The sequence below is a fragment of the Mesorhizobium sp. WSM4898 genome (genome assembly GCF_029625845.1).
GTDB lineage: Bacteria > Pseudomonadota > Alphaproteobacteria > Rhizobiales > Rhizobiaceae > Mesorhizobium.
On sequence record NZ_JARTVQ010000002.1, the window covers coordinates 266,308 to 291,524 of the forward strand.

Here is a 25,217-nt window from a genome sequence, read left to right on the forward strand (position 1 = left end):
GCCTCAGAATTCAATCCCCTGCTGCGCCTTCACACCGGCCGCGAAATGGTGCTTGGTCAGCCCCATCTCGGTGACGAGATCGGCCGCCTCGACCAGCAGCGGCTTAGCATTGCGGCCGGTGACGACGACATGCAGGCCCTCGCGGCGCGCCTTCAGCGCCGCGACCACCTTTTCCAGCTCGAGATAATCGTAGCGCAGAGCGATGTTGAGCTCGTCGAGGACGACGAGGCTGATCGAAGGGTCGGCAATCAGCTCGAGCGCCTTCGCCCAGGCAGCCTCGGCGGCGGCTATGTCGCGCTTCAGGTCCTGCGTCTCCCAGGTGAAGCCCTCGCCCATCGCGTGCCAGACGACGCGATCGCCGAAGGCGGCGAAGGCATCCTTCTCGCCCGTGTGCCATTTGCCCTTGATGAACTGGACGACGCCGACGCGCTTGCCGTAGCCAAGCATCCTCAGCGCCAGGCCGAACGCAGCCGTGGTCTTGCCCTTGCCCGGCCCCGTATTGACGATCAGCAGTCCCTTCTCGATCGTCTTGCCGGCCACCTCGGCATCCTGCACCGCCTTGCGCTTGGCCATCTTGGCTCGATGGCGTTCGGCATCCTTGTAGTCGATGATCGTGTCTTTGATCTCGCCCATGTCACTTCGCCTTGAGCGGCAGCCCCGCCACCATCATCAGCACGCTGTCGGCGACAGCCGCGACCTGCTGGTTGAGCCGCCCGGCGGCGTCGCGGAACCGGCGCGCCAGCGCATTGTCCGGCACGATGCCGAGCCCGACTTCGTTAGACACCACAAACCACGGTCCGCGCGGCTGCGAAAGCACATCCGAGAGCCGCCGGCACTCGGCCTCGATATCGTGGTCCGCCAGCATATGATTGCTCAGCCACAATGTCAGGCAATCGATAAGCACCGGCTGGTGATCGGGCAAGGCGTCGATCGCGCCGACCAGGTCGAGCGGCGCATCGACGGTGACCCAGCCTTTGCCGCGGCGCGAGCGATGCAGCGCGATGCGCTCGCGCATCTCCTCGTCATAGGCCTGCGCGGTGGCGATATAGGCCCAAGGCGACGGGCTTGCCGCCACCAGGCACTCGGCATGCGCGCTCCGCGCGATCAGGCAAAGCTGTCGCGCAGGCTGGTCGACGTACCGGTGAAGCGGCCGCGCACCACACCGACGGCCGCACCGAGCACCAGCCAGAAGACCAGATCGGTGAGGGTCACCGCCACCACGAACTGATGGTGCAGCCCCTCGGGAATCGCCGTCTCGAAGCTGACGGGCTGCGGCGCGCCGACTACGTGCGGAGCGACGATCAGCACGACCGCCAGAATTGCCAAGGGCAGCGACTTGCGAAAGGCGATCAATCCAAGGCCGACCGCGGTTGCGGCCACCGTCGAAATCCACCAGATCTGGCGCGGCAGAAGTTCCGCCGCCGGCATGGCCGGCAGTTCCGGCGGCAGGCCGAGGCCGGGCGCGAGCGTGAAAACCGCAAAGCCGGCAAGGCCCCAGAACACGCCCTGGCGCCAGCTGCCGATGCCACCGGCGAATTCCGAGACCGCGACCAGGATCAGCGCGAAGCCGATGCCGGTGACGATGTTTGCGACAACGTTGAAGGCGAAGCGCTCGAAGCCGTCGGCCGGAGCCCAGCCCTCGTCCTCGGTCGGAGCCGCCGCTTCCGTCGACGCAGGAGCGGCGCTGCTCATCGCATTGCCCGCCGGTTCGGCCGAGCTCATGGCAGTGCCAGTTCCAGTGTTGGCGGCATGGTCGTGGTGATGACCGCCGCCCGCCTTTTCATAGACTTCCGCTTTGAGGATCAGCGGCACGGTCGCATAGGCCTGCATGCAGGCAAGCGCGATGCCCGCCACGAGCCCTGCGATCGCCGCGACGAACACGACGTTGCGAAACAGATTCATGATATCGGGCCTTCGTCAGTGGCAGGGAAAAGCCATCGAGTGACGATAGTCGTGGGCAGCGTTGTGGACCGCATCGATGTGCGAGAAGCCGACGAAACCGACGACGAAAATGCCGAGCAGCGCGGCGAGAGCCAGCTGCATGATGCGCGACTGCGAGGAGACGGAGGCGCCGAGGGCGACGGAAGCGGTATTCATGTCTTGTCCTTTCGCCCTCCACCCGAGGGCATCGAAGTCAACTTTCCTGTCGCCGGCAGGTCTCCTGGCTCGCGGATTCGCACCCTTCCCCACCTTCCCGAGGACAAACCTCAGTGGTCTATGGAGAGGACTACCGCACACAGTTGCGGGGGCAGCCACGGCTTAGGGCAAAGACTCCACCCTCACCGCATTCCCTCTTGGCTCCAAAAACGGAACCGACGACGCCAGCGACTATAGGCAGAATCGTCGCGACCGGCAAACCAAATTCCGTCACGCCGCAGCGTGATTGCGGCACCGGTTTCGGACTAAGATCCGGCGATCCGCTCGGCGACGAGCTGCTGCAATCGCCACAAATGGCGGTCGTGAATACCGCGCTGTTCGAGGTTCTTCACCGTGTTGTAGAGATAGTCGGCGCCTGAACCCCAGTGGCCGCACGAGGTCGCCAGCCTTTCGACCACCTCGTCTTCGTTGAGTGGGCCGGCATAGGTCGTGCCTTTGCGATTGATGACGAAGGCAAGCGCTCTCAACGGCCCCTTGTCGGTTGCGAGTTGCAGCAGGCGCGGCCGGTAGCTGGTCGGCTTCAGCGTCATCTCGCGGCGAAAAAGCCTGTCCAGCGCCTGCCGGCGGTCACCACCGTTCAGGCGGAAAGCAACGCCCTTGCATTGGCCGCCACGATCCAGCGCCATCATCAGGCCGGGGCTTTGCTTGGTGCCGCGCCAGCGCGTCATCTTCATGCAGAAGGAGCGATGCCAGCCGCGAGCCACGGCGACGCGCTCCTCAAAATGCTCGATTTCCGGTTTCCAGATCAGCGAGCCGTAGCCGAACAGCCAGAGAGGCTCGGTTGCAGGTAGCTCGGCCTCGAATGCATCCAGCATGGCTTCATAGTCGCTGTCCACGAGATGCTCGGCATCCGGGTCGGGCCCCGGGTCATCGACCGCGCGAAAACAGCGGGCGACCAGTTCCACGGTCAGCGACATCGTTCTTGCAGGCATACTTTGCAATCCTGGGCAGCCGGCGAAACCGCAGGCGATTACGAAGTGACCTTAAGGGCAGCACCCGGAAGCGACAATGGCCGCGCAATTGACAACGGTCCTGCCCGGGTGTCGGCTGTCATCAGCCAAGGGGAGCCGCTCATGCAGCCAAATCCTAGCGAACACAGCCGCTACAATGGCCTCACCAGCCTCGAGCCGACGTTGCCTGCAAGCGCCTATCGGGAAGCCGACGCTTACCGGCTCGATCTCGAAGCGATCTGGTATCGGAGCTGGCTCATGGTTTGCCGCGAAGCCGATCTCGCGGAACCTCTTGCCTTTCGAACCGCGCGTATCGGCTCGCAGGAGGTCGTCGTGCTGCGCGACGAGGCCGGGAGCTTGCGCGCCTTCCACAACACCTGCCGGCATCGCGGCTCGCAGCTCTGCCTGGAAAGCGAAGGGCGGCTGAAGGCAAGGCTGCTCACCTGCCCCTACCACGCCTGGTCCTATTCGCTGCGCGGCGATCTCGTCCGTGTCCCATCGAAATCGCTGCCCGAAGGCTTCGACAAGGAAAATTATCCGCTCTACCGGGTGGCGCTGTCAGTGTGGCGCGGCTTCGTCTTCATCAATCTCGCAGAGGATCCCGATGGCTCGGGGGAAGCCTCCTTCGACTCCGCCTCCCGCGATCTTTCGAACTGGCCGCTGGAGACGCTCGTCCCCGGGCACCGGCTCACCAAGGTGATGAACTGCAACTGGAAAATCTTCTGGGAGAACTTCAACGAATGCCTGCATTGCCCGGGCGTGCACAAGGACCTGTCGCGGCTGGTGCCGATCTATGGGCGCGGCCTGATGGCGAGGCATGACGATCCGGAATGGGCGCGCTATGCGGATAATGATGCGCCGGAGTTTTCCGGCGGCCTACGCGCCGGCGCCGAGACCTGGTCGCGCGACGGACGCGTCCATGGGCCGGTCTTTGCCGGGCTGACGCCGGCCGAGCGAGCCGCCGGCCAGACCTACGCTACCTCGCTGCCCTCGATGTTCGTCGTCGGCCATGTCGACTATGTCCGCACGGTGCGTCTCGCCCCGCTCGGGCCGGAGCAGACGGAACTCACCGCCGAATGGCTGTTCGCGCCCGATGCCCTGGCACAAACCGATATCGACAACATCGTCGCCTTCGGCGCGCAGGTGCTGGAGGAGGACGCCGCGATCTGCGAGATCAACCAGAAGGGCATGCACTCGATCCGCCACCAGGCCGGCGTGCTGATGCCCGAGGAGTACGATTTGCGCCGCTTCCACGAGTGGGTGCGTGGGCGCCATGCCGCGTTGCAGCCGGTCAAAACGACTTCGGCAGATAGCGCCAGGTGAAGAAGCCACAGAAGGCGGCCAACAGGCCGAGCGTGACGAACACCGAGCCGAGACCGAAGAAGGAGAGCACCACCGAATAGACCAGCGGCGGCGTCAGCTCGGAGAAATCGAGATAGGTTCGGTAGACAGCCGCCATCTGCGCTCGTTCATAGGAACGCACTGAGCGCATGAAGGCTGTCGAGCCCAGCGCGTCGAGCGCAATGGTGAACAAGGCGCCGCCGAGCAGGAAGGCGGCGGTGAGCAGCGGCGCGGCGGCGCCGACGCCGCCGGCCACGAAGAGCATCGCCGCCATGGCGAAATAGGCGAAAGCCATGGTCCGACGGCCGCCGAAGCGCTTTCCCGCCCTGCCCCAGAAGATCGCCATGAACAGAAGCGCATTGCCGGCCGAAACCAGCAGCCCGCCGGCAAGCTTGCCCTCGCCCGTGATCACCATGAACAGCGGGCCATAGACGAAGAAGGTCGTCCAGAAACACGAGCGGCCGAAGGCGATCAGCCACGCGAGACGCAACCGCGGCTGCGCGACGAAGCGGCCGATATTGGCGAGCGGATTGATCGGACGGCTCTTGCCGGGACGGATCGAAGGGTTGTCGCCCAGTCGGTAGGTCCAGAACAACGCCAGCAGCGCCAGCGCGAAAGCCACGACCGCGCCATGCGCGGCATAGATGCCAAACTGCGTATAGAGGAAAATGCCAAGCGTCGGCCCGCCGGTCCAGGCGAACATCGACCAAGCCATGCGCAGCGATTCCGCCTGCATGAAGTCGGTCTTGCGGATGTGGTCCATGATGTAGAGGTTGAGCGTGATGGACAGCGCGCTCGCCCCCATGACGCGGCACAGCATCCCGGCGAGTTGTCCCGGCAGCGTGTGGGTAACGAAGAACACCGAGCCGATCGCCAGCATCAGGCAGCCGGCCGTGTAGATCCAGCGCCGCGCGAAGCGGCGGATCAGCATCGGCATGAACAGCGTCACCGACAGCCCGAGCAGCGACACGATGGTGTAGAGGATCGAGACGATCTGCTCATTGTGCAGGATCTCGTAAGCCTGAATCGGGATGACGCTGGAGATGTGGCGCGAGCAAAGGATTCGACCGCATAGAGCGAAGCGAAGGTGCGCGCATCGGCGGGCCTGAGAGCCGGAAGCCAGATCGGATGGCGCACATGGGTGGACATCGGCCCTCCGAAAAGTGAATCGCTCGCCAAATCTGGCCGGACCAGTAGCGGACCGGTAGCAGGAAACCGACTCCGAGAGGCCGAAAAGCGAAGCCGGCCAAAGGCTTTCCGCCGCTGGCCTAAAGCGGCTTGCCATGCCGCCGGAATGGCAACAGCCGATCCACCCTCTGTTGTTCGCCCGAACCGTGATAGTCGTTTGGCACGACTGAATCGGATTGCGAGATCAATGACCCTTCAGACGACCGGCGTCGCCGTTCAAGACGCGCCGAAACACGGCCGCATCGTCGCCATCGACGTCCTGCGCGGCATCGCGCTGATCGCGATGGCGAGCTATCATTTCACCTGGGATCTCGAAAACTTCGGCTACACCTCGCCGGGCCTCACCGCCTTCGGTTGGTGGAAGCTCTACGCCCGCTGCATCGCCTCGACTTTTCTGTTCCTGGTCGGTGTCAGCCTGTTCCTCGCACATGGCCGCCATATCCGTTGGCCTGGCTTCTGGAAGCGCTTTGCGATGGTTGCGGGTGCGGCGATCGCCATCTCGGTCGTCACCTATATCGCCACGCCGGACGGCTTCATCTTCTTCGGCATCCTGCACGAGATCGCGCTGGCAAGCCTGCTCGGCCTGGCTTTTCTCAGGCTGCCGACATTGCTGACGGCGATCGTCGCCGCGGCCGTGATTGCGGCGCCTTATTATCTGCGGTCGGAAGTCTTCGACCATCCGGCGCTGTGGTGGGTCGGACTGTCGCCGACCAACCCGCGCTCGAACGACTATGTGCCGCTGTTTCCATGGTTCGGCGCAGTGCTTGCCGGCATCGCGGTCGTCAAGCTCGCTTCGGCATCCGGGCTTCTCGCCCGGCTGGCGACCTGGATGCCCGGCCGCTGGTCGACCCCGCTGACTTTTATCGGCCGGCACAGCCTCGCCTTCTATCTCATCCACCAGCCGCTTCTGTTCGGCGCGGTGTGGCTGTTCTCGCAGGCCATGCCGGCCGCGCCACAAGACAAGGACGCTGGTTTCCTGTCGGCTTGCCAGGCGCAGTGCGAACAGCAACGGGACAGCAAGTTCTGTTCCAGCTATTGTGGCTGCATGCTGGACACGCTGAAGGGCGAAGGGTCTCTCGACAAGCTCTACAGCAACGACCAGTCCAGCGCCTGGAAATCGCATCTGGCCGATCTGGCGAGCACTTGTACCGCCGCGACCGAGGACGAGATGGAAGGAGGGCAGCAATGACAGGCATCGCAAAGCCCGGACACGGGATCATCCCCTGGCCACCTGTGATCTATGTCGTGGCGATCGCACTGAGCGTCGTGCTCGGCATGCTCTACCCGCTGCCCTGGATCGGGGACATATTCGGCGCTATCCTCGTCGGCGCCGGCTGGGTAGCGCTCTTTGGCGTGGCAGCGCTCTGGGTTACCGCGATCCGCGCGATGGTGCGCGCCAGGACGACGCTCAATCCCAATGCCGAGCCCGACCATCTGGTGACATCGGGGCCCTTCGGCATCACCCGCAACCCAATGTATCTCGCCAATACGCTGCTGTTGATCGGCGTCTCCTTCATCACCGGCATCGTATGGTTCCTGCTGTTTGCCTTCCTCGCTGCCTTCGCGACGCAGAAAATGGCGATCGAGAAGGAGGAAAAGATACTGGCGGCAAAGTTCGGCAAGAAATACCGCGATTACGCCAAGCGGGTCCGGCGCTGGATCTGAGGCTGTATCGACAATGAAGGTTGCTGGGTGCGAGCAGGGCCGCACCTCGGCGATTAGCAGAAGCATCCGTGACATCCTAGGGCGAAGCAAGCCGCGACGCCGCTTCGCGGCTGCTCCGCCGTGGGATGACGAAGTTCGAAAGCTCCGGCCAATCTCGAACGTCTGCGACGGTTAGCCTAGCTGAATTCTTTGGCTGTCAGCGGGCTACGTGTTCACGCCCAGCTCCGCCAACCGCTCCACGCAGGACTCCTCGGCCTGGTCGAGCTCGGCAAGCGTCTCCTCGAGGTCGCGCCGTTTCTGGCGCAGGTCCTCGCGCTTTTCCTCGATGCGCTTGATCATCAGCTTGAGCTGGCCGACCTCGCCGGGCGGTTCCTTGTACATCTGGATGATTTCGCGGATCTCGGCGATCGAGAAGCCGAGCCGCTTGCCGCGCATGATCTGGCGGATCAGATGCCGGTCGGACGGGCGAAACAGCCGCGTGCGCCCGCGCCGGATCGGCTGCACCAGCCCCTCGTCCTCATAGAACCGCAACGTCCGGGTGGACACGTCGAATTCGCGCGTCAGCTCTGTGATCGTGTAATATTCCCGCATTCTCGCTCCCACGCCCAAACGTCCAGGCATCGCCACGCAGAAGCGTCGCCCTTTCTCCAATCAACCCCGTCTGTGCCGGAATCGGCATCTGACCCCAGGGCAACGTCGCACGGCATTTACGTAAAAGTCAATTATAGCACTGTCTCAGGGAACGCCAAACCACCACGTGGCCAATCCGAGGAATGCAAAGAAGCCGACGCAGTCGGTGACGGTCGTGACGAAGACGGCGGAGGCTACCGCCGGGTCGATCTTGAAGCGGTCGAGCAGCAGCGGGATGAGAATGCCTGCCAGGGCCGCCGCGAACATGTTGATGATCATCGCCGCCGCAATAATGCCGCCCAGGTTGGGGTCGTGGAACCACAGTCCAGCAACCATGCCGATCAGCACCGCAAAGACGATGCCGTTGATGAAGCCCACTCCCACCTCACGGCGGATGATCCGGGCGGCGTTGTAGATGTCCAGATCCCTGGTCGCCAGCGCCCGCACCGTGACGGTCATCGTCTGCGAGCCGGCATTGCCGCCCATGCCGGCAACGATCGGCATCAGCACAGCGAGCGCCACGATATGCTCGATGGTCTGGTCGAACAGGCCAATCACCGAGGCCGCGAGAAACGCCGTGACCAGATTGACGAGCAGCCACGGCACACGCGATCGCGAGGTCGCAAGCACGGTGTCGGATAGCTCTTCGTCGCCGACGCCGCCCATGCGCAGAAGGTCCTCCTCTGCCTCCTGCTGGATGACGTCGACCACGTCGTCGATGGTGAGCACGCCGACCAGACGCTCGTTCTCGTCGACCACGGCGGCCGAGAGCAGGTCGTACTGCTCGAATTCCCGCGCCGCCTCTTCCTGGTCCATGGTGGCGGGGATGGCATGGCGCGTCTCATGCATCACCTCCTCGACCTTCACCGCGCGCTTGGTGCGCAGGATCTGGTCGAGATCGATGGCACCGAGCAGTTTGAAGCTCGGGTCGATGACGAAGATCTGGCTGAAGCGATCGGGAAGGTTCTTGTCCTCGCGCATGTAGTCGATCGTCTGGCCGATGGTCCAAAACGGCGGCACGGCGACGAACTCGGTCTGCATGCGCCGGCCGGCCGTCTCTTCCGGATAGTCGAGCGCGCGCCGCAGCCGGATGCGCTCGGTGAACGGCAGTTGCGACAGGATCTCGTCCTGGTCCTCCTGGTCGAGGTCTTCCAGGATGTAGACGGCGTCGTCGGAATCGAGTTCCTGCACCGCCTGCGCGATCTGTTCGTTGGGCAAATTGTCGACGATGTCGAGCCGGATCGCCTCATCGACCTCTGTCAGCGCCGAAAAGTCGAAATCCGAGCCAAGCAATTCGACCAGCGCGCGGCGCTGCTCGGGATGGAGTGCTTCCAGCAGATCGCCGAGTTCCGACTGATGCAGGTCGTCGACTTCGCGTTTTAAGATGAGCGTGTCGCGATCGGCGATGGCCGCGCCGATCTGCGCAAGGAAGGCAGAACGGACGGCGCCGTCCTCGCCATAGATGTCGGCGCCGCCTTCCTCGACGGTCCTGGCGCCGGTCGTCTCTCTGTCCTGGCCTTCCACCAGCGCCTCCCGCCAACAGCAATCCGGAAAGGGTGTGAATCAGGTCTAGAGCATGAGCCCGAAAAGTGGAAACCGCATTTCGGGAAATCCGATGCTTATGCGGCAGATAGGGTCGAGACACGATTCGTCCTGAGAAAATATAGCCGTAGCGCGCGGAATATTCAGAGAAATGTCCCCGCGACGCCTCCCGGTAAGGGCGGGTCGCGCCGCATTTGCGGGTTCAGCCGCCGCGACAGCGCATGTCGCTGCGGAAAGAGCGCCCTTTTGCTGTTGGGGCAGAATTGCCATGATGCAGGTCCAGGTGGATCGGCAAGCGCGAGATCGACAGGACAATCGGCAGGCCTTGAACCTCAAGTCCCGGAAAACGAACGAAGCAGTTGGCGAGCAGCGCGTGCGTGTTATCGTCGCCGAGCGCAATCCGCTTGTCGTGTCTGCGCTTCGCGAGATGCTGGAATGCGACGGGCGTTTCGAGCTGTTGAGCTCCGTGCCGAGCGGCAAGCAATTCTTGGAATTGGCGGCGAACACCGGGTTCGACGTCGCCGTCATCGGCTGGAAGCTCGCCGACATGGATGGCGCCGATGTCCTGGCGGAAGTCCAGAACCGCAAGCTCGACCTGCGCATCACGGTCTTTTCCAATGATCATGACATCGGCATCCTGAAGCAGTGCGTGCGGCTCGGCGCCCAGGGCTATTGCTTTCAGTTCGACGATCCCTCGATCATATTCGAGACGATCCTGGCGGTCGCGCATGGGCGCATCTGCATCCCTTACATCGACATCAACAAGGTCAACGATACGCCGCTGTCGCAACTCACCGTGCGTGAGCGCGAATTGCTTGCGGTGCTTTCCGATGGCTGGACCAATCTCCAGATCGCGACCCGCACCGGGATCTCCGAGAACACGGTGAAGTACCATCTCAAAAATCTTTACGACAAGCTTGACGTGCGCAACCGCGCCATGGCTGTCGCGCTCTATGCCAACGAGAGGAGACGCGGCTCCAAATCGCCTTTCGGGTAGGCGGATCGGGTAGGCTCGACCTACCCGCGCGTGGCGACAACTTACCCGGCAAGGTGTTGTTGCTCGGCGCCATCGACACGAAACTTCCTCCAGCATCCCAAAACGTAGGAGGAGTTTGCGCATGGCCGGGTTTACCCATCTTTTCATCCCTGGACCCACCAACATTCCTGAAGAGGTCCGGCAGGCGATGAACCTGCCGATGGAAGACATGCGCGCCGCCTCCTTCCCCAATCTCACGCTGCCGCTGTTCGAGGACATCAAGAAGGTTTTCAAGAACGAGACCGGCCGCGTCTTCATCTATCCGTCGTCCGGCACCGGCGCCTGGGAGGCGGCGATGACGAACGTGCTCAATCCGGGCGACCGGGTGCTGATGTCGCGCTTCGGCCAGTTCTCGCATCTGTGGGTCGATATGGCCGAGCGCCTCGGCTTCGACGTCGACGTCATCGATTGCGAATGGGGAACCGGCGTCCCGCTCGACCTCTACGCCGAAAGGCTGCGGGCGGACAAGTCGCACCAGATCAAGGCGGTCTTCTGCACTCAAAACGAGACCGCGACCGGCGTTACCAGCGACGTCGCCGGCTGCCGAGCGGTGCTCGATGCGGTGAACCACCCAGCGCTCCTCTTCGTCGACGGGGTCTCGTCGATCGGCTCGATCGACTTCCGTCAGGAGGAATGGCGCGTCGACTGCGCGGTAAGCGGCTCACAGAAAGGTTTCATGCTTCCCGCCGGCCTCGGCTTCCTGTCGGTCAGCAAGAAGGCGCTGGCGGCGTCGCGAGTCGCGACCCACCGGCGCTGCTACTTCTCCTTCGATGACATGATCCGCGCCAACGACGCCGGCTATTTCCCCTACACGCCCGCCACGCAGCTGCTGCGCGGCCTGCGCGCCTCGCTCGACCTGATCGCCGAGGAAGGGCTGGAGAACATCTTCGCGCGCCACCATCGCCTGGCCGAAGGCGTGCGCAAGGCGGTCGACGCTTGGGGGCTGAAGCTGTGCGCCAAGGCGCCGCAATGGCACTCCGATACGGTGAGCGCGATCCTGGTGCCGGAAGGCATCGACAGCGGCGACGTCGTCAAGCGCGCCTACCGCACCTATCAGACATCGCTCGGCGGCGGCCTCAACAAGGTCTTCGGCAAGGTCTTCCGCATCGGCCATCTCGGCTGGCTGAACGAGGTGATGGTCTGCGCCTCGCTGTCGGCGGCCGAAATGGCGCTGCTTGATTGCGGCGTGCGCCTGGCGCCGGGCTCGGGCGTGGCGGCTGCGATCGAGCATTTCCGGCGCACGGCCGCAATGCCGGTCGCCGAGGCGGCGTGAGGAACGGACGATGAGCCACACCATCAACCACCTCAAGAAGCTCAGGCTCCAGCGCAGCGAGCTGGCGGTTCCCGGCTCCAGCCCGGAAATGATCGACAAGGCGGCGAACAGTGCCGCCGACTTCGTCTTCCTCGACATCGAGGACGCGGTGGCGCCGCCCGACAAGGAGCGCGCGCGCAAGAACATCATCCAGGCGCTGAACGACATCGATTGGCGCGCCAAGGGCAAGACCGTATCGGTGCGCATCAACGGCCTCGACACCCACTACATGTACCGCGACGTGGTCGACGTCATGGAACAGGCCGGCGACCGGCTGGACACGATCCTGGTGCCGAAGGTCGGCGTACCGGCGGACCTATATATGGTCGAGGCCATGGTCAACCAGATCGAGATGGCCAAGGGTTTCAACACCCGGGTCGGCCTCGAAGCGCTGATCGAAACCGCGCTCGGCATGGCCAATGTCGAGGCGATCGCCGCCACGCCCGGCCGGCTCGAAGCGATGCATTTCGGTGTCGCCGATTACGCCGCCAGCAACAAGGCGCGCACCGTCAGCATCGGCGGCCTCAACCCTGACTATCCCGGCGATCAGTGGCATTTCGCCCTGTCGCGCATGACTGTCGCCTGCCGCGCCTATGGCTTGCGCGCCATCGACGGACCGTTCGGCGATTTCTCCGACCCCGAAGGTTACACAGCAGCCGCCAGGCGCGCCGCCGCACTCGGCATCGAAGGCAAATGGGCGATCCATCCCTCGCAGATCGCTCTGGCCAACGACGTCTTCTCGCCGCCGGAAAAGGAGGTCACGCGCGCCCGCCGCATCCTTGAGGTGCTCAAGGAAGCGGAGGCGCTCGGCAAGGGCGCGGCGGCGCTCGACGGCAAGATGATCGACGCTGCCTCGGAGCGCATGGCGCGCAATGTTCTGGTGGTGAGCGAGGCGATCGAGCGCGCCAGCCAGACGCATAGCGCAGCGCATTAGATTACCGGGAGGACAAGATGGACATTCACGAATACCAGGCCAAGGAACTGCTCGCCCGTCATGGCGTGCACGTGCCACGCGGCGGCCTTGCCTACAGCCCCGAGCAGGCGACCTACCGAGCGCGCGAGATCGGCGGCTCGAAATGGGTGCTGAAGGCGCAGGTCCATTCCGGCGCGCGCGGCAAAGCCGGCGGCATCAAGCTCTGCTCCAACGACGAGGAGATATCCAACGCCGCTGAGGGAATGCTCGGCCGCAAGCTGGTCACCCAGCAGACCGGCCCGCGCGGCAAGCTGATCTCGCGCCTCTATCTTGAGGAAGCCGTCGACATCGCGCAGGAGCTCTATCTCGGCTTCGTGCTCGACCGGAAGGAAGAGCGCGTCATGATCGTGGCATCGGCCTCCGGCGGCATGGAGATCGAGGACATCTCCGAAAAGAAGCCGGATTCCATCATCCGCGCCACCGTCGATCCGGGCGTCGGCATGCAAGGCTTCCAGGCGCGCGAGATCGCCTTCGGCCTCGGACTTGAAAGCAACCTGATCGGCAAGGCCACCGAGACCATCCTCGGCTGCTACCAGGTGTTCCGCGACTACGACGCCTCGATGCTGGAGATCAATCCGCTGGTGGTGACCCGCGACGGCAGCCTCGTCGCGCTCGACGCCAAGATGTCGTTCGACGAGAACGCGCTGTTCCGCCGCCCGGAAATCTCGGAACTGCGCGACAAGAGCCAGGAAGACCCGCGCGAGACTTTTGCGAGCGATCGCGGTCTCTCCTATGTCGGGCTGGACGGCAATATCGGCTGCATCATCAACGGCGCAGGCCTTGCCATGGCGACGATGGACATGATCAAGATCGCCGGCGGCGAACCGGCCAATTTCCTCGACATCGGCGGCGGCGCTTCGCCCGAGCGGGTGGCGAAATCCTTCCGCGCCGTGCTCGGCGACAAGAATGTCGAGACCATCCTGGTCAACATCTTCGCCGGCATCAACCGGTGTGACTGGGTCGCCGAAGGCGTCATCAAGGCGATCCGCGAGGTCGGCGTCGACGTGCCGCTGGTGGTGCGCCTCTCCGGCACCAAGGTCGAGGAAGGACGCAAGATCCTGGCCGACTCCGGCGAGGCGGTGATCGTCGCCGACACGCTGGCCGAAGCCGCCGAAAAGGCCGTCGCCGCCTGGCGCGAAGCCACCAAGAACAAGAAAGCAGCCTGAGGGAGGTCGAGAAATGGCAATCCTGCTCAACCGCAGCACGCGCGTCATCGTCCAGGGTTTCACCGGCAAGATCGGCAGCTTCCACGCCGACGACATGAAGCGCTACGGCACCAAGCTGGTCGGCGGCGTCACCCCCGGCAAAGGCGGCCAGACGCATCTCGGCCTGCCCGTCTTCAACACCGTCAAGGGTGCTGTGCGCGAGACCCGCGCCGAGGCGAGCATCGTCTTCGTGCCGCCGCCCTTCGCCGCCGATTCGATCATGGAGGCGGCGGACGCCGGCATTAAGCTTTGCGTCTGCATCACCGACGGCATCCCCTCCCAGGACATGATGCAGGTGAAGCGCTACATGCGCCGATACCGCTTCGAAGACCGCATGCGGCTCGTCGGCCCGAACTGCGCCGGCGTCATCACGCCCGGACAGGCGCTGATGGGCATCATGCCCGGCAGCATCTATCTCCCCGGACGCGTCGGCATCGTCGGGCGCTCGGGCACGCTGGGCTACGAGGCCGCCTCGCAGATGAAGGCGTTGGGGATCGGTGTGTCGACCAGCGTCGGTATCGGCGGCGATCCGATCAATGGTTCGTCCTTCAAGGATATCCTTCAGCTCTTCGAGCGCGACGAGGACACCGACGCCGTGGTGATGATCGGCGAGATCGGCGGACCACAGGAAGCCGAAGCCGCGATCTGGGCGCGCGACAACATGCGAAAGCCGCTGATCGCCTACATCGCCGGGCTCTCGGCGCCGAAGGGCCGCCGCATGGGCCATGCCGGCGCCATCATCTCCGCCTTCGGCGAGTCGGCGCAGGAAAAGGTCGAGATCCTGAAAGACGCAGGCGTCGTCATCGTGCCGACGCCTGCCTCCTTCGGCGAGGTCGTGGCTGATACGCTGGCGCGGACCAAGAAGGCGGCGTGACGGCCGGGCCACGGCCGCATAGTCCACAAAATGTGAAGTCTGGGCCGCCGCAAACGTCGCGGCGGCCCGTCGATCAGCAGGAAACTCGATGAAACCGCGTTTGATTGTCACCCGCAGATGGCCGGCGGCTGTCGAAGCGATCCTCGCCGAACGCTTCGACACGACGTTCAACGACAGCGACGAGCCGCTGAGCCCTGCCGCGATGACTTCCGCCTTCGCGCATTTCGACGCGATCCTGGCGACGGTCAGCGACCGCTTGCCGGTTGCGGTATTTCCCGAGAACGCCGCCCGCACCCGCATCATCGCCAATTTCGGCGTCGGCTTCAGCCATATCGATGTCGCGGCAGCCCGCGACCGCGACATCGTGGTGACCAACACGCCTGGCGTGCTGACGGATTGCACCGCCGACCTTGCACTTAGCCTGATGCTGGCCGTCGCGCGCCGGACCGGCGAAGGCGAGCGGCAGCTGCGAGCCGGAGAGTGGCGAGGCTGGTCGCCGACCCACATGGCCGGGGCAAAAGTGTCGGGCAAGACCTTGGGTATTGTCGGCATGGGGCGCATCGGCAAAGCGACGGCCAGGCGCGCGCATTTCGGCTTCGGCATGAAGATCGTATTCTTCAACCGGTCGCCGGTCGATGATGACGAGACGCGCGCTATGGGCGCGGAGCAGTTGCCGACTTTGGACGATGTGCTTACGGCATCCGATTTCGTCTCGCTGCACTGTCCGGGCGGCGCGGAAAACCGCCATCTCATCGATGCTCGAAGCCTGGGGTTGATGAAACGCGGCGCCTTCCTGATCAACACCGCGCGCGGCGACGTCGTCGACCAGGATGCCCTGATCGGTGCACTGCAACGGCGCGAGATCGCAGGTGCAGGTCTCGACGTCTTTGCCGACGAGCCCGCCGTTCCGGAAGCGCTGAAGCAGTTGGAGAACGTCGTGCTGTTGCCGCATCTCGGCAGCGCGACCGAGGAAACGCGGGTGGCGATGGGCATGAAGGTGGTGGAGAACCTGACCGCCTTCTTCGAGGGCCGCCCCGTCCCCGATCGGGTCGCCTGACAGCCGGCGCCGCCCTCCATTCAAGGCGCTGCTGCAGTTGCAATCGATGCAGCCGAGGAAAGCGGTTTGGAACAGAGCAGACGCATCAAATTTCGCGAGGACGAGCGCAGCCTCCTGTTGCGCCTGCTGCTTCAGGTCGCAAGCGCTCGTGAGCCCGAGGTCGCCGCCGTTCTGAGCGGGCGTCGGTCGCTTGTCTCTCTCGCCGCGGAACAGCGCATCCCGGCGCTTCAGGCGAGCGGCGTGTGGTTCCAGTTGCTGACGATTGCCGACGAGTTGCTTGCCATGCGGGCGCGGCGCGAACTCGAACAAGGCGCGGGCGCCGACGAGGTGCCCGGGTCTTTCGCCAGCGTGGTCGCGCAGATGGCGGCGAACGGCCGCTCGGCGGGGGAAGTCCAGGCCACGCTCGATGAGCTATGTGTCGGGCCGACCATGACCGCGCACCCCACGGAGGCCAAGCGCGTCACGGTGCTGGAGATCCATCGCCGCATCTATCGCAAGCTGACCGAGCTCGACCAGCCGCGCTGGGCGCCGCGCGAACGCGACCTGTTGGTCGCCGATCTGGAAAGCGAGATCGAGCTTCTGTGGATGACGGGCGAGCTGCGACTTGAGCGCCCGACGGTCGAGGGCGAAATCGCCTGGGGCCTGCACTTCTTTCGCGAGGTCATCTTCGAGGCAACGCCGCAGCTCTACGGCAAGCTTCAAGGCGCGTTCGAGCGCCACTATCCGGGAGAGCCGATCAGAATCCCGTCCTTCATGCGCTATGCCTCGTGGATCGGCGGCGACCGCGACGGCAATCCGAATGTGACGGCCGCAGTCACCGCTCATGCCCTGGCCGAATACCGCAATACTGGCATGGGCTGGTATCTGACGCAGGTGCAGCGGCTGGTGACGGTGCTCAGCGCCAGCTCCAACGTCATCGACCTGCCGCCGGGCTTTAAGCCGGTGCTGCAAACGGCGCTTGATAAAAGCGGACAGGCGCAAGCGATTGCCGCCCGCAACCCCGATGAACCGCTTCGCCAATTCGCTTCGGCCATGCTTGCCCGGCTGGCGGCGACGCGCGACGGCGGCACGGCGGCATATCTCTCGGCGGAGGCGTTTCGTGCCGATCTCAACGCACTGTCTTCCGTTCTCGAAGCGATCGGTGGGCGCGCGGTCGCCAGGCGCTTCGTCCAGCCTCTCATCTGGCAAGCCGGAAGCTTCGGCTTCCGTACGGTCTCGCTCGACATCCGGCAGAACTCCACGGTCGTCAACCGGGTGCTGGCCGAGCTGTTTGCGCTGACAGATCCGGCCGACCCGGTCTCACCCGGCACGCCGCGATGGTCGGCGCACCTCCGCTCAAGCCTCAGCCAGGGCGAGCAACCGGAGATCGACGCAGGCCGGCTCTCGCCTGAGGCGGCCGAACTGCTTTCGACATTCTCTGTCATCGCCAGGCACAATTCGGGCGCGGATGCCGACGCCGTTGGCTCGTTCGTGCTCAGCATGACCCGCTCGGCCGACGACCTGCTCGCGGTCTATCTGCTGGCGCAATATTGCGGACTTTCGACCGCCCCTGGTAGTAGCGGCACGATCAGGCTGCGCATCGTGCCATTGTTCGAGACCATCGCCGATCTGCAGGCCGCTCCTGCCGTCCTGAATGATTTGCTCGGCGTTTCGCTGGTGCGGCGGACTGTGCGCGATTTTGGCGCGCGCCAGGAAATCATGCTTGGCTATTCGGATTCCAACAAGGACGGCGGCTTCCTCGCCTCCAATTGGGAACTGGCGAAAGCACAAAAGCGCCTTGCCGCGATCGGGCGCAAGCACAAGGTCAGGATCAGCTTCTTTCACGGTCGCGGCGGCTCCGTCAGCCGTGGCGGCGCGCCGACCGGCCGGGCGATCGCGGCGCAGCCGGCGGGCACTGTCGCCGGCAGGATGCGGGTAACCGAGCAGGGCGAGGTCGTTTCTTCGAAATTCGCCAATCGCGGCACCGGCCTCAACCAGCTCGAGGTTCTCGCCGCCGGCGTTCTGGCCCACAGTGTCGGATCGCCCGCTGATGTCGGGCCGAAGGAAACGCCGGAGTTCGACGAAGCGCTCGAGGCTCTGGCAGGCATGTCGCAGGCATCCTATGCCCGGTTGATGGCCGAGCCTGGCTTCCTCGATTATTTCAACCAGGCGAGCCCCGTTGCGGAACTGGCGCTGCTGAAGATGGGCTCACGGCCGGATCGCCGTTTCGGCGCCAGCGGCATTGCCGACCTGCGCGCCATTCCATGGGTGTTCGCCTGGAGCCAGAACCGTCATCTGTTGACCGGCTGGTATGGCATCGGCAGCGCGCTGAACGCCTTCGTCACGGTGCGCGGCGAGGCCGGGCGCGAGCTTCTGGCCCGCATGTTCGAGCGCTCGCGCTTCTTCCGTCTGATCGTCGACGAGGCCGAGAAGACGCTCTACCAGTCCGACATGGAGACCGCGCAGCTCTACGCCGGCCTGGTAGCCGACGCCGATGCAGCTTGGCGAATCTACGGCCGCATCGGAGCCGAATACGAGCTGACGCGACGCCTGATCGGTGACCTCACCGGCGGCGATCTTTCCGCGCGCTTTCCGATGTTCAAGCGGCGTTTCGACAATCTGCGGCGACAGATGGACGACATCCACCGCCTGCAGGTCGATCTGCTGCGCGAGGTTCGGACCAGTCCCGGCACGGCGGATCGAAGGCGGACGACCGACGCCCTGCTCGTCTCGATCAATTGCATCTCGGCCGGCCTCGGCTGGACGGGATAGGCCCGGTTTTTTTCAGAACGGAAGGGCTTGAAACCCAAAGCGGCGGCGCGGTCCGCAGGATCTGGCGCCGCTTTTGTTTTGGCCCGCAGAACGTCGGACGCGCCGCCTCACGGGCTCATCCAAGCAGTGCCTTTTTGGGGGAGAATGGTGCGGTCGAGAAGACTCGAACTTCCACGGGTTGCCCCACAGCGACCTCAACGCTGCGCGTCTACCAATTCCGCCACGACCGCACGTGGTAGGAGCCGGAACCGTCCGGCCCGGGGCCTGTAGCAAATCGTTTCCGGCGAAACAAGGGTGCCGTGCGGAATATTCGCTAATGCATGTCGCCCAAAAGTGCATGACGGTTTTGGGAGAACGACATGCATCAGACAAAGCTCCTGGCGCAATGCTCCACAGCCTCGACACGGGCCGGCCGAAACTGGACGTTTCAGCTAATTGCCGCCATATGAGGGGAGCATCGAGAAAGTTCCATGACAGAACGCAGCCAGATCGCCACGTCGTTCCTGCCCCTTCCCGGTTCGGCGCCGGTCGAGTGGGTCATCGAGCCCGGCCTGACGTCTTATCCCGACGCGCTCGCCTTCATGGAATCGCGCGCCGAGGCCATCCGCAATGGCGCTGCCGGCGAGATGGTCTGGCTGGTCGAGCATCCGCCGCTCTACACCGCCGGCACCAGCGCCCGTATCGAGGACCTCATCGACCCTGACCGCTTTCCCGTCTTCGCCGCAGGACGCGGCGGCGAATACACCTATCACGGCCCCGGCCAGCGCGTGGCCTATGTCATGCTCGACTTGAAGCGCCGGCGCGAGGATGTCCGCGCCTTCGTCGCCGCGCTCGAAGAGTGGATCATCGGCACGCTTGCCGCCTTCAACGTGCGCGGCGAGCGCCGCGAGGATCGCGTCGGCGTCTGGGTGGTGCGGCCGGATCGCCCTGCCATGCCTGACGGCAGGCCCGCCGAGGACAAGATCGCCGCCATCGGCATCAGGCTCAGGCGCTGGATAAGCTTTCACGGCATTGCCATCAATGTCGAGCCGGAGCTTTCCCACTTCGGTGGCATCGTGCCCTGCGGCGTTTCGGACCATGGCGTGACCAGCCTCGTCGATCTCGGCCTTCCGGTCACCATGGCCGATCTCGATCTCGCGCTGAAATCCGCCTTCGAGGACGTGTTCGGGCCTGCCGCGGCCGCGGTCGCCGAGCCGGCCCGAAATGCAGGGTAATCCGGCGCGGCTACATCAGTTGCGCGGAGGCCCAGAGCACGCCATAGCCGTGAATGGAAAAGACCGCCAGCAGCGCGCCGGCCATGGCCAGGCGATCGAAGGCGTGGATCGGCTTCAGCTCGTGACGCGGTTTCACGCCGCTGCCGACCGTGAGCAGGCTGAGGACCGAGAACACCGCGCCGGCGACGAGCAGAAAGCTTGGCGAGAAGCCGGCGCGCCAGCCGAGCGCCAGCAACGCGAACAGCAGCAGGAAGGAGGCAAGCGCCAGCGCGATCGGGCCCGGGCAGATTTGGCGCAGCACTTGGCCGCCGTCGAACTTCCACACCGGCACCAGATTGGCGATGTTGAACAGCGACGCGCAGCCGGCAAGCGTCGCCAGCAGCACTGCCGCCGGGCGGTGTCCTTCGCTGCCGGCAAGGCCGCTGGCGGCGATCAGCAGAGGCACAAGGAAAGCGGAGAAGCCCGCACCCATCAGCGCCACGAAGGCGACCTCGAAGCGGCTGTCATACGGCCTGCCGCCCATGGCGATACCGCCGAGCAACGGAATGAAGATCATGCGCACCCGGCGATGCCCCGTCAGGCGGAATGCCGCCATGTGGCCAAGCTCGTGCAGCGCCACCACCGAAGTTAGGATGACAGCCAGCGCCAGTCCCCCGAGGTTGAGGCCGAAGAACGGCCACAGGATGAAGGCCGAAAGCACGGCAAAGCCTATCTGGCTCACCGGATGCTCGAACCAGCCGCCCCTGCGATACGTTCCGGTTCTCGCCCAGACCTGCAACTTGGCGAGCTCGCGGCGCATGGCGAAGTAGCGGAAGATCAGGAAGGCGACGCCGCGATAGCGGTCGGTTTGCGTGAGCGTAACGCGCGTCGCATCGCCTTCGGGCGCGAGCGCGGTGGTTTCGCGATAGTCGGCCCAGAACGAGGGATCGAGAGCCGTGTCCTCAACGACGCGCATCGAGAAACGGCTGCCTTCCACCACATCGTCGAACCGCGCCTTGCGTTCGATCGGCCGCCCGTCGCGCCCTTCCCAGGACAGTTTGATCAGCGCCGTCCCCTCGCCGTCCAGCGGTTCGACGGAAAGGATTTCACCCGACCAGCCGGCGTCGCTGCCCAACGGCCACAGCGCCTGCCACAGGCGATTCCGGTCAGCCTCGATCACGCGGCTGACCGTAACCGTGCGCAGCCCGAGCGGCACCGTCATCAAGAGAAAGATCAGTCCGAGATTTCCGGCCACGAGTGTGACCGTGGCGATGACCGACACTGCCCTTTGCTCCCTGTCTTTGCGGGGCAAGCTAGCGGGGGTGCGGCCAAGAAAAGCTTAACAACGGGCGGGCTCGTGCCCGTCCCAAACAGAGAGCGCACCCTTCGTCCGTCCAAGGCGGCGGCGCGAAGCCCCCTGCTCACATGGCGCCAATCCAGATCGCCATGGAAATGAGAAAGGTGCTCATGCAGACCAGCGAGACGACATCCTGAACCAGATCGGCCATAACTCTCTCCTGTTGTTAATATGTTCGCAATTTGTTCTAATTTTGTTCGAATGTCAACGATCGAAGAACGGCATGCCGAGTGAATTCAGGCGATCCGTTTGGGCACGGTTAAGGAAAGATTGACGAGACGATAGGCTCTTTTGAGCGCGCGGAGGGCAAGTCGAGATCAGGCCGAGCCGAGGATGGCGGCTTTTGAGAACCGGAACGGCGGGTACTTGTTCGTAGGTGAGTACGGAAGCGCAGAAGCTGCGGTCGATAGGCCGGCCCCAGCCTAATATCGGCTTGCCTTAAAGCGGCACCACCTTGCCCTCTGCCAGCGTGACCCGCCGGTCCATGCGCGAGGCCAGTTCGTGATTGTGGGTGGCGATCAGCGCCGCCAGCCCTGACTGCCTGACCAGCGCCTCCAGCGCATCGAACACGTAAGAGGCGGTGGCCGGGTCGAGATTGCCGGTAGGCTCGTCGGCCAGCAGCACCAGCGGCGCATTGGCGACCGCGCGCGCGATCGCCACGCGCTGCTGCTCGCCGCCGGATAGCTCGGCCGGCCGGTGCTGCGCCCGCTTGCCGATCTGCATGTAGTCGAGAAGCTGCGCCGCCCGCTCGGATGCCTCCTTGCGGCCGAGCCCCTTGATCAGCTGCGGCATCATGATGTTTTCGAGCGCGGTGAACTCCGGCAGCAGATGATGGAACTGGTAGACGAAGCCGACATCGTTGCGGCGGATAGCCGTGCGCTCGTCATCCGACAGCCGGCCACAGGCGCGGCCGCTGAGGATCACGTCGCCGGCGTCCGGCCGCTCGAGCAGCCCCGCCGTATGCAGCAGCGTCGACTTGCCGGTGCCCGACGGCGCCACCAGCGCCACCATCTCGCCACGCCTAAGCGAGAAGTCGGCGCCGTTCAGAATTGTCAGCTTGCGCGGCCCCTGGATATAGTGCCGCTCGACGCCCTTAAGCTCGATAATGGCTTCGGCCATCACTCGTACCTCAAGGCTTCGACCGGATCGAGCCGGGCTGCGCGCCAAGCCGGAAACACCGTGGCCAGGAAAGACAGGGTGAGCGCCATGATGACGACATAGGTGGTCTCGCGCGGGTCCATCTTCGCAGGCAACTGGCTGAGGAAATAGAGCTCGGGATTGAACAGGATCCTGCCGGTCATCCAGGAGAAGAACTGGCGGATCGATTCGATGTTGAGGCAGATGACGACGCCGAGCAGCACGCCGGCGATAGTGCCGGTGACCCCGATCGCAGCCCCCGTCATCAGGAAAATGCGCAGGATCGCGCCGCGCGACGCGCCCATGGTGCGCAGGATCGCGATGTCGTGGCCCTTGTCCTTCACCAGCATGATGAGGCCGGAGATGATGTTGAGCGCCGCCACCAGCACGATCAGCGTGAGAATCATGAACATGACGTTGCGCTCGACCTGCAGCGCCGAGAAGAAGGTCTCGTTGCGCTGGCGCCAGTCTACGAGGTCGACCGGCCGCTGCGCCGCCTGCTCGACCAACGGCTTCAGCGCATCCACATTGTCCGGATTGTCGACATAGATCTCGATGGTCTGCGCCCGTCCGTCCATGTTGAAATAGAGCTGGGCTTCCGAAAACGGCATGTAGACGATCGAGCTGTCATATTCCGACATGCCGACCTCGAAGATCGCCGCCACCTTGTAGCCCTTCATGCGCGGCGTGGTGCCAAGCGGGGTAACGTCGCCTTCGGGTGAGATCAGCGTGATGGTGTCGCCGAGCACCAGCCCGAGATTCTCGGCCATGCGCTTGCCGATCGCCACGCCATCGCCGGTGTCGAAACCGTCGAGCGTGCCCTGCTTGATGTTGCTGGACACAATCGAGATCTTGTTGAGATCCTCGGCGCGAATGCCGCGCACCAGCGCGCCGGTGCCGCCGCCGACATTACCTTGCGCCAGCACCTGCCCGTCGATCAGCGGGATAGCGTATTTGACGCCGGCAACGCCGTTGATGCGGCTCGCCACCTGCGCATAGTCCTCCAGCGGCGAATCGAGCGGCTGCACGATCAGATGGCCGTTGACGCCGAGGATGCGGGTGAGCAGCTCGGCGCGAAAACCGTTCATCACCGCCATGACGACGATCAGCGTGGCGACGCCCAGCATGATGCCGAGGAACGAGATCGAGGCGATGACCGAGATCACCGTCTCCTTGCGCCGCGAACGCAGGTAGCGCCACGCCACCATGCGCTCGAAGCCTGAAAAGGCGCCTGCCGGCGATCGAGCTGCAGCCGCCTCGCCCATCAGGCGATACCCAGGCGTTTCTGGGCCTCCGCAATCGGCAGCGTCTCGCGCTCGCCGCTCCGGCGGTGCTTGATCTCGACCTCGCCGCTAGCCACCCCGCGCGGTCCGACGATCACCTGCCAGGGCAGACCGATCAGGTCGGCGGTTGCGAACTTGCCGCCCGGCCGCTGGTCGGTGTCGTCATAAAGCACGTCCTTGCCGGCCGAGGTCAGCGCTGCGTAGAGCTCGTCGCAGACGCGGTCGCATTCGGCATCGCCGACCTTCATGTTGATCAGACCGATATTGAACGGCGCGACCGCTTCCGGCCAAATAATGCCGTTATCATCATGGCTCGCCTCGATGATTGCCGCGACCAGCCGCGACGGGCCGATGCCGTACGAGCCGCCCGAAGCATAATGGTCCTTGCCATCGGGACCGGTGACCTTCGCGTTCATCGGCTTGGAATACTTCTCGCCGAAATGGAAGATATGGCCGACCTCGATGCCGCGCGCCGAGAGCCTCTCGCCTTCGGGCACCTTCTCCCATGCCGCTTCGTCATGCATCTCGTCGGTGGCGGCGTAAGGAGTCGTCCATTTCGTCACGATGCCGCCGATCTCGGCATCGTTGGAGAAGTTCGTATCCGCGCCGGGCACGTCGAGCGACAGATAGGCGCGGTCGCAGAACACCTGGCTCTCGCCGGTCTCGGCCAGGATGATGAACTCGTGGCTGAGGTCGCCGCCGATCGGGCCGGTATCGGCGCGCATCGGAATGGCCTGCAGGCCCATGCGCGTGAACGTCCTCAAGTATGAGACGAACATGCGGTTATAGGCGGCTCTGGCGCCTTCAAAATCGAGATCGAAGGAGTAAGCGTCCTTCATCAGGAACTCGCGCGAGCGCATCACGCCGAAGCGGGGGCGCACCTCGTCGCGGAACTTCCACTGGATGTGATAGAGGTTGAGCGGCAGGTCCTTGTAGGACTTGACGTAGGCGCGGAAGATCTCGGTGACCATTTCCTCATTGGTCGGACCATAGAGCATGTCGCGGTCCTGCCGGTCCTTGATGCGCAGCATCTCCTTGCCGTAGTCATTGTAACGGCCGCTCTCGCGCCACAGATCCGCCGACTGGATGGTCGGCATCAGGATTTCCAGCGCGCCGGCTCGATTCTGCTCCTCGCGGATGATCTGGCAGACCTTGTCCAGCACGCGCTTGCCGAGCGGCAGCCAGGAGAAGCTGCCCTGCCCCTGCTGGCGGATCATGCCGGCGCGCAGCATCAGCCGATGCGAGACGATTTCGGCCTCACGGGGGTTTTCTTTGAGAATGGGCAGGAAGTAGCGCGACAAACGCATGGACTGGTCCGTGAATGAAAAAATGGCGGCGCGGGGAATCGGCGCAACCGAGGCTGCTTGCCCGGGCTTCATAGCCATTTCATGACCGAATGGAAACCCGAGCGCTCCAAAGTGTTGCGGCGTTCTGCGCATGATCAAAAGGCCCGTTTTGGCCACCAAAGTGCCGCATCTGGCCTTTTGATCGATTCACAAGCAAGCGCTGCCCCACTATTGTGCAGTGCAGCACGATATTGCCTATTTGGGGGCAAAATTCTTCGTG

At 64.2% G+C, this 25,217-nt stretch carries 22 protein-coding genes, 1 tRNA gene, 1 pseudogene and 1 riboswitch; of the genes and pseudogenes, 11 read left to right on the forward strand and 13 right to left on the reverse strand.

Features of this window, described 5'->3' with window-relative positions; genetic code table 11:
* Nucleotides 1–3: 3 nt before the first annotated feature.
* The 5 genes from cobO to P9228_RS08760 form a co-directional block, all read right to left on the reverse strand.
* Nucleotides 4–633, reverse strand: a complete 630-nt coding sequence (gene cobO / locus P9228_RS08740) for a cob(I)yrinic acid a,c-diamide adenosyltransferase (protein ID WP_095825696.1) — start codon at nt 631–633, stop codon at nt 4–6.
* 1 nt (nt 634) lies between these two features.
* The gene (cobU, locus tag P9228_RS08745; protein WP_278054033.1) at nt 635–1,108 is read right to left on the reverse strand and encodes a bifunctional adenosylcobinamide kinase/adenosylcobinamide-phosphate guanylyltransferase; all 474 of its coding nucleotides are present in this window, start codon (nt 1,106–1,108) and stop codon (nt 635–637) included.
* Nucleotides 1,105–1,902 (reverse strand): CbtA family protein, encoded by a 798-nt coding sequence (locus P9228_RS08750; RefSeq protein WP_067329223.1) that lies wholly within the window; start codon nt 1,900–1,902, stop codon nt 1,105–1,107. The genes cobU and P9228_RS08750 overlap by 4 nt, the downstream gene beginning before the upstream one ends.
* A 15-nt stretch (nt 1,903–1,917) precedes the next feature.
* Nucleotides 1,918–2,097, reverse strand: coding sequence for a CbtB domain-containing protein (locus tag P9228_RS08755; RefSeq protein WP_066999556.1), 180 nt, complete (start codon nt 2,095–2,097; stop codon nt 1,918–1,920).
* Nucleotides 2,098–2,133: 36 nt separating this feature from the next.
* Nucleotides 2,134–2,332: riboswitch (cobalamin riboswitch) on the reverse strand.
* A 70-nt stretch (nt 2,333–2,402) separates the two neighbouring features.
* Nucleotides 2,403–3,089 carry a gamma-glutamylcyclotransferase gene (locus P9228_RS08760; protein ID WP_095780833.1) on the reverse strand — a complete coding sequence of 229 codons (687 nt, stop codon included), beginning with the start codon at nt 3,087–3,089 and terminating at the stop codon, nt 2,403–2,405.
* A 141-nt stretch (nt 3,090–3,230) separates the two neighbouring features.
* Here P9228_RS08760 and P9228_RS08765 point away from each other — a divergent pair, with 141 nt between their 5' ends.
* Nucleotides 3,231–4,430, forward strand: a complete 1,200-nt coding sequence (locus P9228_RS08765) for an aromatic ring-hydroxylating dioxygenase subunit alpha (protein WP_127215867.1) — start codon at nt 3,231–3,233, stop codon at nt 4,428–4,430.
* Here the strand turns inward: P9228_RS08765 and P9228_RS08770 are convergent.
* A pseudogene (locus P9228_RS08770) lies at nt 4,399–5,597 on the reverse strand (MFS transporter). The gene P9228_RS08765 and the pseudogene P9228_RS08770 overlap by 32 nt on opposite strands.
* Before the next feature lie 226 nt (nt 5,598–5,823).
* Between P9228_RS08770 and P9228_RS08775 the strand changes: the two are divergent.
* Together P9228_RS08775 and P9228_RS08780 are read left to right on the forward strand one after the other, a co-directional pair.
* The gene (locus P9228_RS08775; protein WP_095825698.1) at nt 5,824–6,825 is read left to right on the forward strand and encodes a DUF1624 domain-containing protein; all 1,002 of its coding nucleotides are present in this window, start codon (nt 5,824–5,826) and stop codon (nt 6,823–6,825) included.
* Nucleotides 6,822–7,301, forward strand: a complete 480-nt coding sequence (locus P9228_RS08780; protein WP_067329213.1) for an isoprenylcysteine carboxylmethyltransferase family protein — start codon at nt 6,822–6,824, stop codon at nt 7,299–7,301. The genes P9228_RS08775 and P9228_RS08780 overlap by 4 nt, the downstream gene beginning before the upstream one ends.
* A 204-nt stretch (nt 7,302–7,505) precedes the next feature.
* Here the strand turns inward: P9228_RS08780 and P9228_RS08785 are convergent, their stop codons facing one another.
* Both P9228_RS08785 and mgtE read right to left on the reverse strand, forming a co-directional pair.
* Complete coding sequence (locus P9228_RS08785; protein ID WP_040969921.1) at nt 7,506–7,892, reverse strand: MerR family DNA-binding transcriptional regulator; 387 nt, start codon at nt 7,890–7,892, stop codon at nt 7,506–7,508.
* A 144-nt stretch (nt 7,893–8,036) separates the two neighbouring features.
* The gene (mgtE, locus tag P9228_RS08790) at nt 8,037–9,455 is read right to left on the reverse strand and encodes a magnesium transporter (protein ID WP_067329211.1); all 1,419 of its coding nucleotides are present in this window, start codon (nt 9,453–9,455) and stop codon (nt 8,037–8,039) included.
* A 391-nt stretch (nt 9,456–9,846) separates the two neighbouring features.
* Between mgtE and P9228_RS08795 the strand changes: the two genes are divergently transcribed.
* The 7 genes from P9228_RS08795 (at nt 9,847) to P9228_RS08825 (ending at nt 18,681) form a co-directional block, all read left to right on the forward strand.
* On the forward strand, nt 9,847–10,470 hold the full coding sequence (locus P9228_RS08795; RefSeq protein ID WP_278053041.1) for a response regulator transcription factor: 624 nt from the start codon (nt 9,847–9,849) through the stop codon (nt 10,468–10,470).
* Nucleotides 10,471–10,591: 121 nt separating this feature from the next.
* Nucleotides 10,592–11,782: an aminotransferase class V-fold PLP-dependent enzyme gene (locus tag P9228_RS08800; protein WP_095778527.1), complete on the forward strand. Its 1,191-nt coding sequence runs from the start codon at nt 10,592–10,594 to the stop codon at nt 11,780–11,782.
* A 10-nt stretch (nt 11,783–11,792) separates the two neighbouring features.
* A complete protein-coding gene (locus tag P9228_RS08805; RefSeq protein ID WP_278053043.1) occupies nt 11,793–12,755 on the forward strand; it encodes a CoA ester lyase in 963 nt (320 codons plus the stop codon).
* A gap of 17 nt (nt 12,756–12,772) precedes the next feature.
* Nucleotides 12,773–13,960, forward strand: a complete 1,188-nt coding sequence (locus P9228_RS08810) for a malate--CoA ligase subunit beta (protein ID WP_278053044.1) — start codon at nt 12,773–12,775, stop codon at nt 13,958–13,960.
* Between the two features lie 13 nt (nt 13,961–13,973).
* Complete coding sequence (gene sucD / locus P9228_RS08815) at nt 13,974–14,873, forward strand: succinate--CoA ligase subunit alpha (RefSeq protein WP_067001220.1); 900 nt, start codon at nt 13,974–13,976, stop codon at nt 14,871–14,873.
* 88 nt (nt 14,874–14,961) lie between these two features.
* The gene (locus P9228_RS08820) at nt 14,962–15,930 is read left to right on the forward strand and encodes a D-glycerate dehydrogenase (RefSeq protein WP_127239922.1); all 969 of its coding nucleotides are present in this window, start codon (nt 14,962–14,964) and stop codon (nt 15,928–15,930) included.
* Between the two features lie 66 nt (nt 15,931–15,996).
* The gene (locus P9228_RS08825; RefSeq protein WP_278053045.1) at nt 15,997–18,681 is read left to right on the forward strand and encodes a phosphoenolpyruvate carboxylase; all 2,685 of its coding nucleotides are present in this window, start codon (nt 15,997–15,999) and stop codon (nt 18,679–18,681) included.
* Nucleotides 18,682–18,826: 145 nt separating this feature from the next.
* Here P9228_RS08825 and P9228_RS08830 read toward each other — a convergent pair.
* A tRNA-Leu gene (locus P9228_RS08830) sits at nt 18,827–18,911 on the reverse strand.
* Between the two features lie 240 nt (nt 18,912–19,151).
* On the opposite strand from P9228_RS08830, the gene lipB reads away from it, so the two are divergent.
* Entirely contained in the window at nt 19,152–19,895 is a 744-nt protein-coding gene (gene lipB / locus P9228_RS08835) for a lipoyl(octanoyl) transferase LipB (RefSeq protein WP_278053046.1), read from the forward strand.
* Nucleotides 19,896–19,905: 10 nt separating this feature from the next.
* Here the strand turns inward: lipB and P9228_RS08840 are convergent, their stop codons facing one another.
* The 4 genes from P9228_RS08840 to proS all read right to left on the reverse strand — a co-directional run bounded on the left by P9228_RS08840 (nt 19,906) and on the right by proS (nt 24,958).
* A complete protein-coding gene (locus P9228_RS08840; protein WP_067329198.1) occupies nt 19,906–21,156 on the reverse strand; it encodes an SRPBCC family protein in 1,251 nt (416 codons plus the stop codon).
* Nucleotides 21,157–21,669: 513 nt separating this feature from the next.
* Nucleotides 21,670–22,353, reverse strand: coding sequence for an ABC transporter ATP-binding protein (locus P9228_RS08845; protein ID WP_197507520.1), 684 nt, complete (start codon nt 22,351–22,353; stop codon nt 21,670–21,672).
* Entirely contained in the window at nt 22,350–23,633 is a 1,284-nt protein-coding gene (locus tag P9228_RS08850; protein WP_067001237.1) for a lipoprotein-releasing ABC transporter permease subunit, read from the reverse strand. The genes P9228_RS08845 and P9228_RS08850 overlap by 4 nt, the downstream gene beginning before the upstream one ends.
* Nucleotides 23,633–24,958 carry a proline--tRNA ligase gene (gene proS, locus P9228_RS08855; RefSeq protein WP_095802024.1) on the reverse strand — a complete coding sequence of 442 codons (1,326 nt, stop codon included), beginning with the start codon at nt 24,956–24,958 and terminating at the stop codon, nt 23,633–23,635. Before proS ends, P9228_RS08850 begins: the two co-directional genes overlap by 1 nt.
* Nucleotides 24,959–25,217: the final 259 nt, after the last annotated feature.

Bases quoted from the DNA above. Each gene is read 5' to 3' on its own strand.
- proS (WP_095802024.1), bottom strand. From the start codon at position 24,958: ATGCGTTTGTCGCGCTACTTCCTGCCCATTCTCAAAGAAAACCCCCGT.
- P9228_RS08810 (WP_278053044.1), top strand. From the start codon at position 12,773: ATGGACATTCACGAATACCAGGCCAAGGAACTGCTCGCCCGTCATGGC.
- P9228_RS08765 (WP_127215867.1), top strand. From the start codon at position 3,231: ATGCAGCCAAATCCTAGCGAACACAGCCGCTACAATGGCCTCACCAGC.
- P9228_RS08785 (WP_040969921.1), bottom strand. From the start codon at position 7,892: ATGCGGGAATATTACACGATCACAGAGCTGACGCGCGAATTCGACGTG.
- P9228_RS08800 (WP_095778527.1), top strand. From the start codon at position 10,592: ATGGCCGGGTTTACCCATCTTTTCATCCCTGGACCCACCAACATTCCT.
- P9228_RS08820 (WP_127239922.1), top strand. From the start codon at position 14,962: ATGAAACCGCGTTTGATTGTCACCCGCAGATGGCCGGCGGCTGTCGAA.
- P9228_RS08755 (WP_066999556.1), bottom strand. From the start codon at position 2,097: ATGAATACCGCTTCCGTCGCCCTCGGCGCCTCCGTCTCCTCGCAGTCG.
- sucD (WP_067001220.1), top strand. From the start codon at position 13,974: ATGGCAATCCTGCTCAACCGCAGCACGCGCGTCATCGTCCAGGGTTTC.
- P9228_RS08850 (WP_067001237.1), bottom strand. From the start codon at position 23,633: ATGGGCGAGGCGGCTGCAGCTCGATCGCCGGCAGGCGCCTTTTCAGGC.
- P9228_RS08750 (WP_067329223.1), bottom strand. From the start codon at position 1,902: ATGAATCTGTTTCGCAACGTCGTGTTCGTCGCGGCGATCGCAGGGCTC.
- P9228_RS08805 (WP_278053043.1), top strand. From the start codon at position 11,793: ATGAGCCACACCATCAACCACCTCAAGAAGCTCAGGCTCCAGCGCAGC.
- P9228_RS08760 (WP_095780833.1), bottom strand. From the start codon at position 3,089: ATGCCTGCAAGAACGATGTCGCTGACCGTGGAACTGGTCGCCCGCTGT.
- lipB (WP_278053046.1), top strand. From the start codon at position 19,152: ATGACAGAACGCAGCCAGATCGCCACGTCGTTCCTGCCCCTTCCCGGT.
- P9228_RS08775 (WP_095825698.1), top strand. From the start codon at position 5,824: ATGACCCTTCAGACGACCGGCGTCGCCGTTCAAGACGCGCCGAAACAC.
- P9228_RS08780 (WP_067329213.1), top strand. From the start codon at position 6,822: ATGACAGGCATCGCAAAGCCCGGACACGGGATCATCCCCTGGCCACCT.
- cobO (WP_095825696.1), bottom strand. From the start codon at position 633: ATGGGCGAGATCAAAGACACGATCATCGACTACAAGGATGCCGAACGC.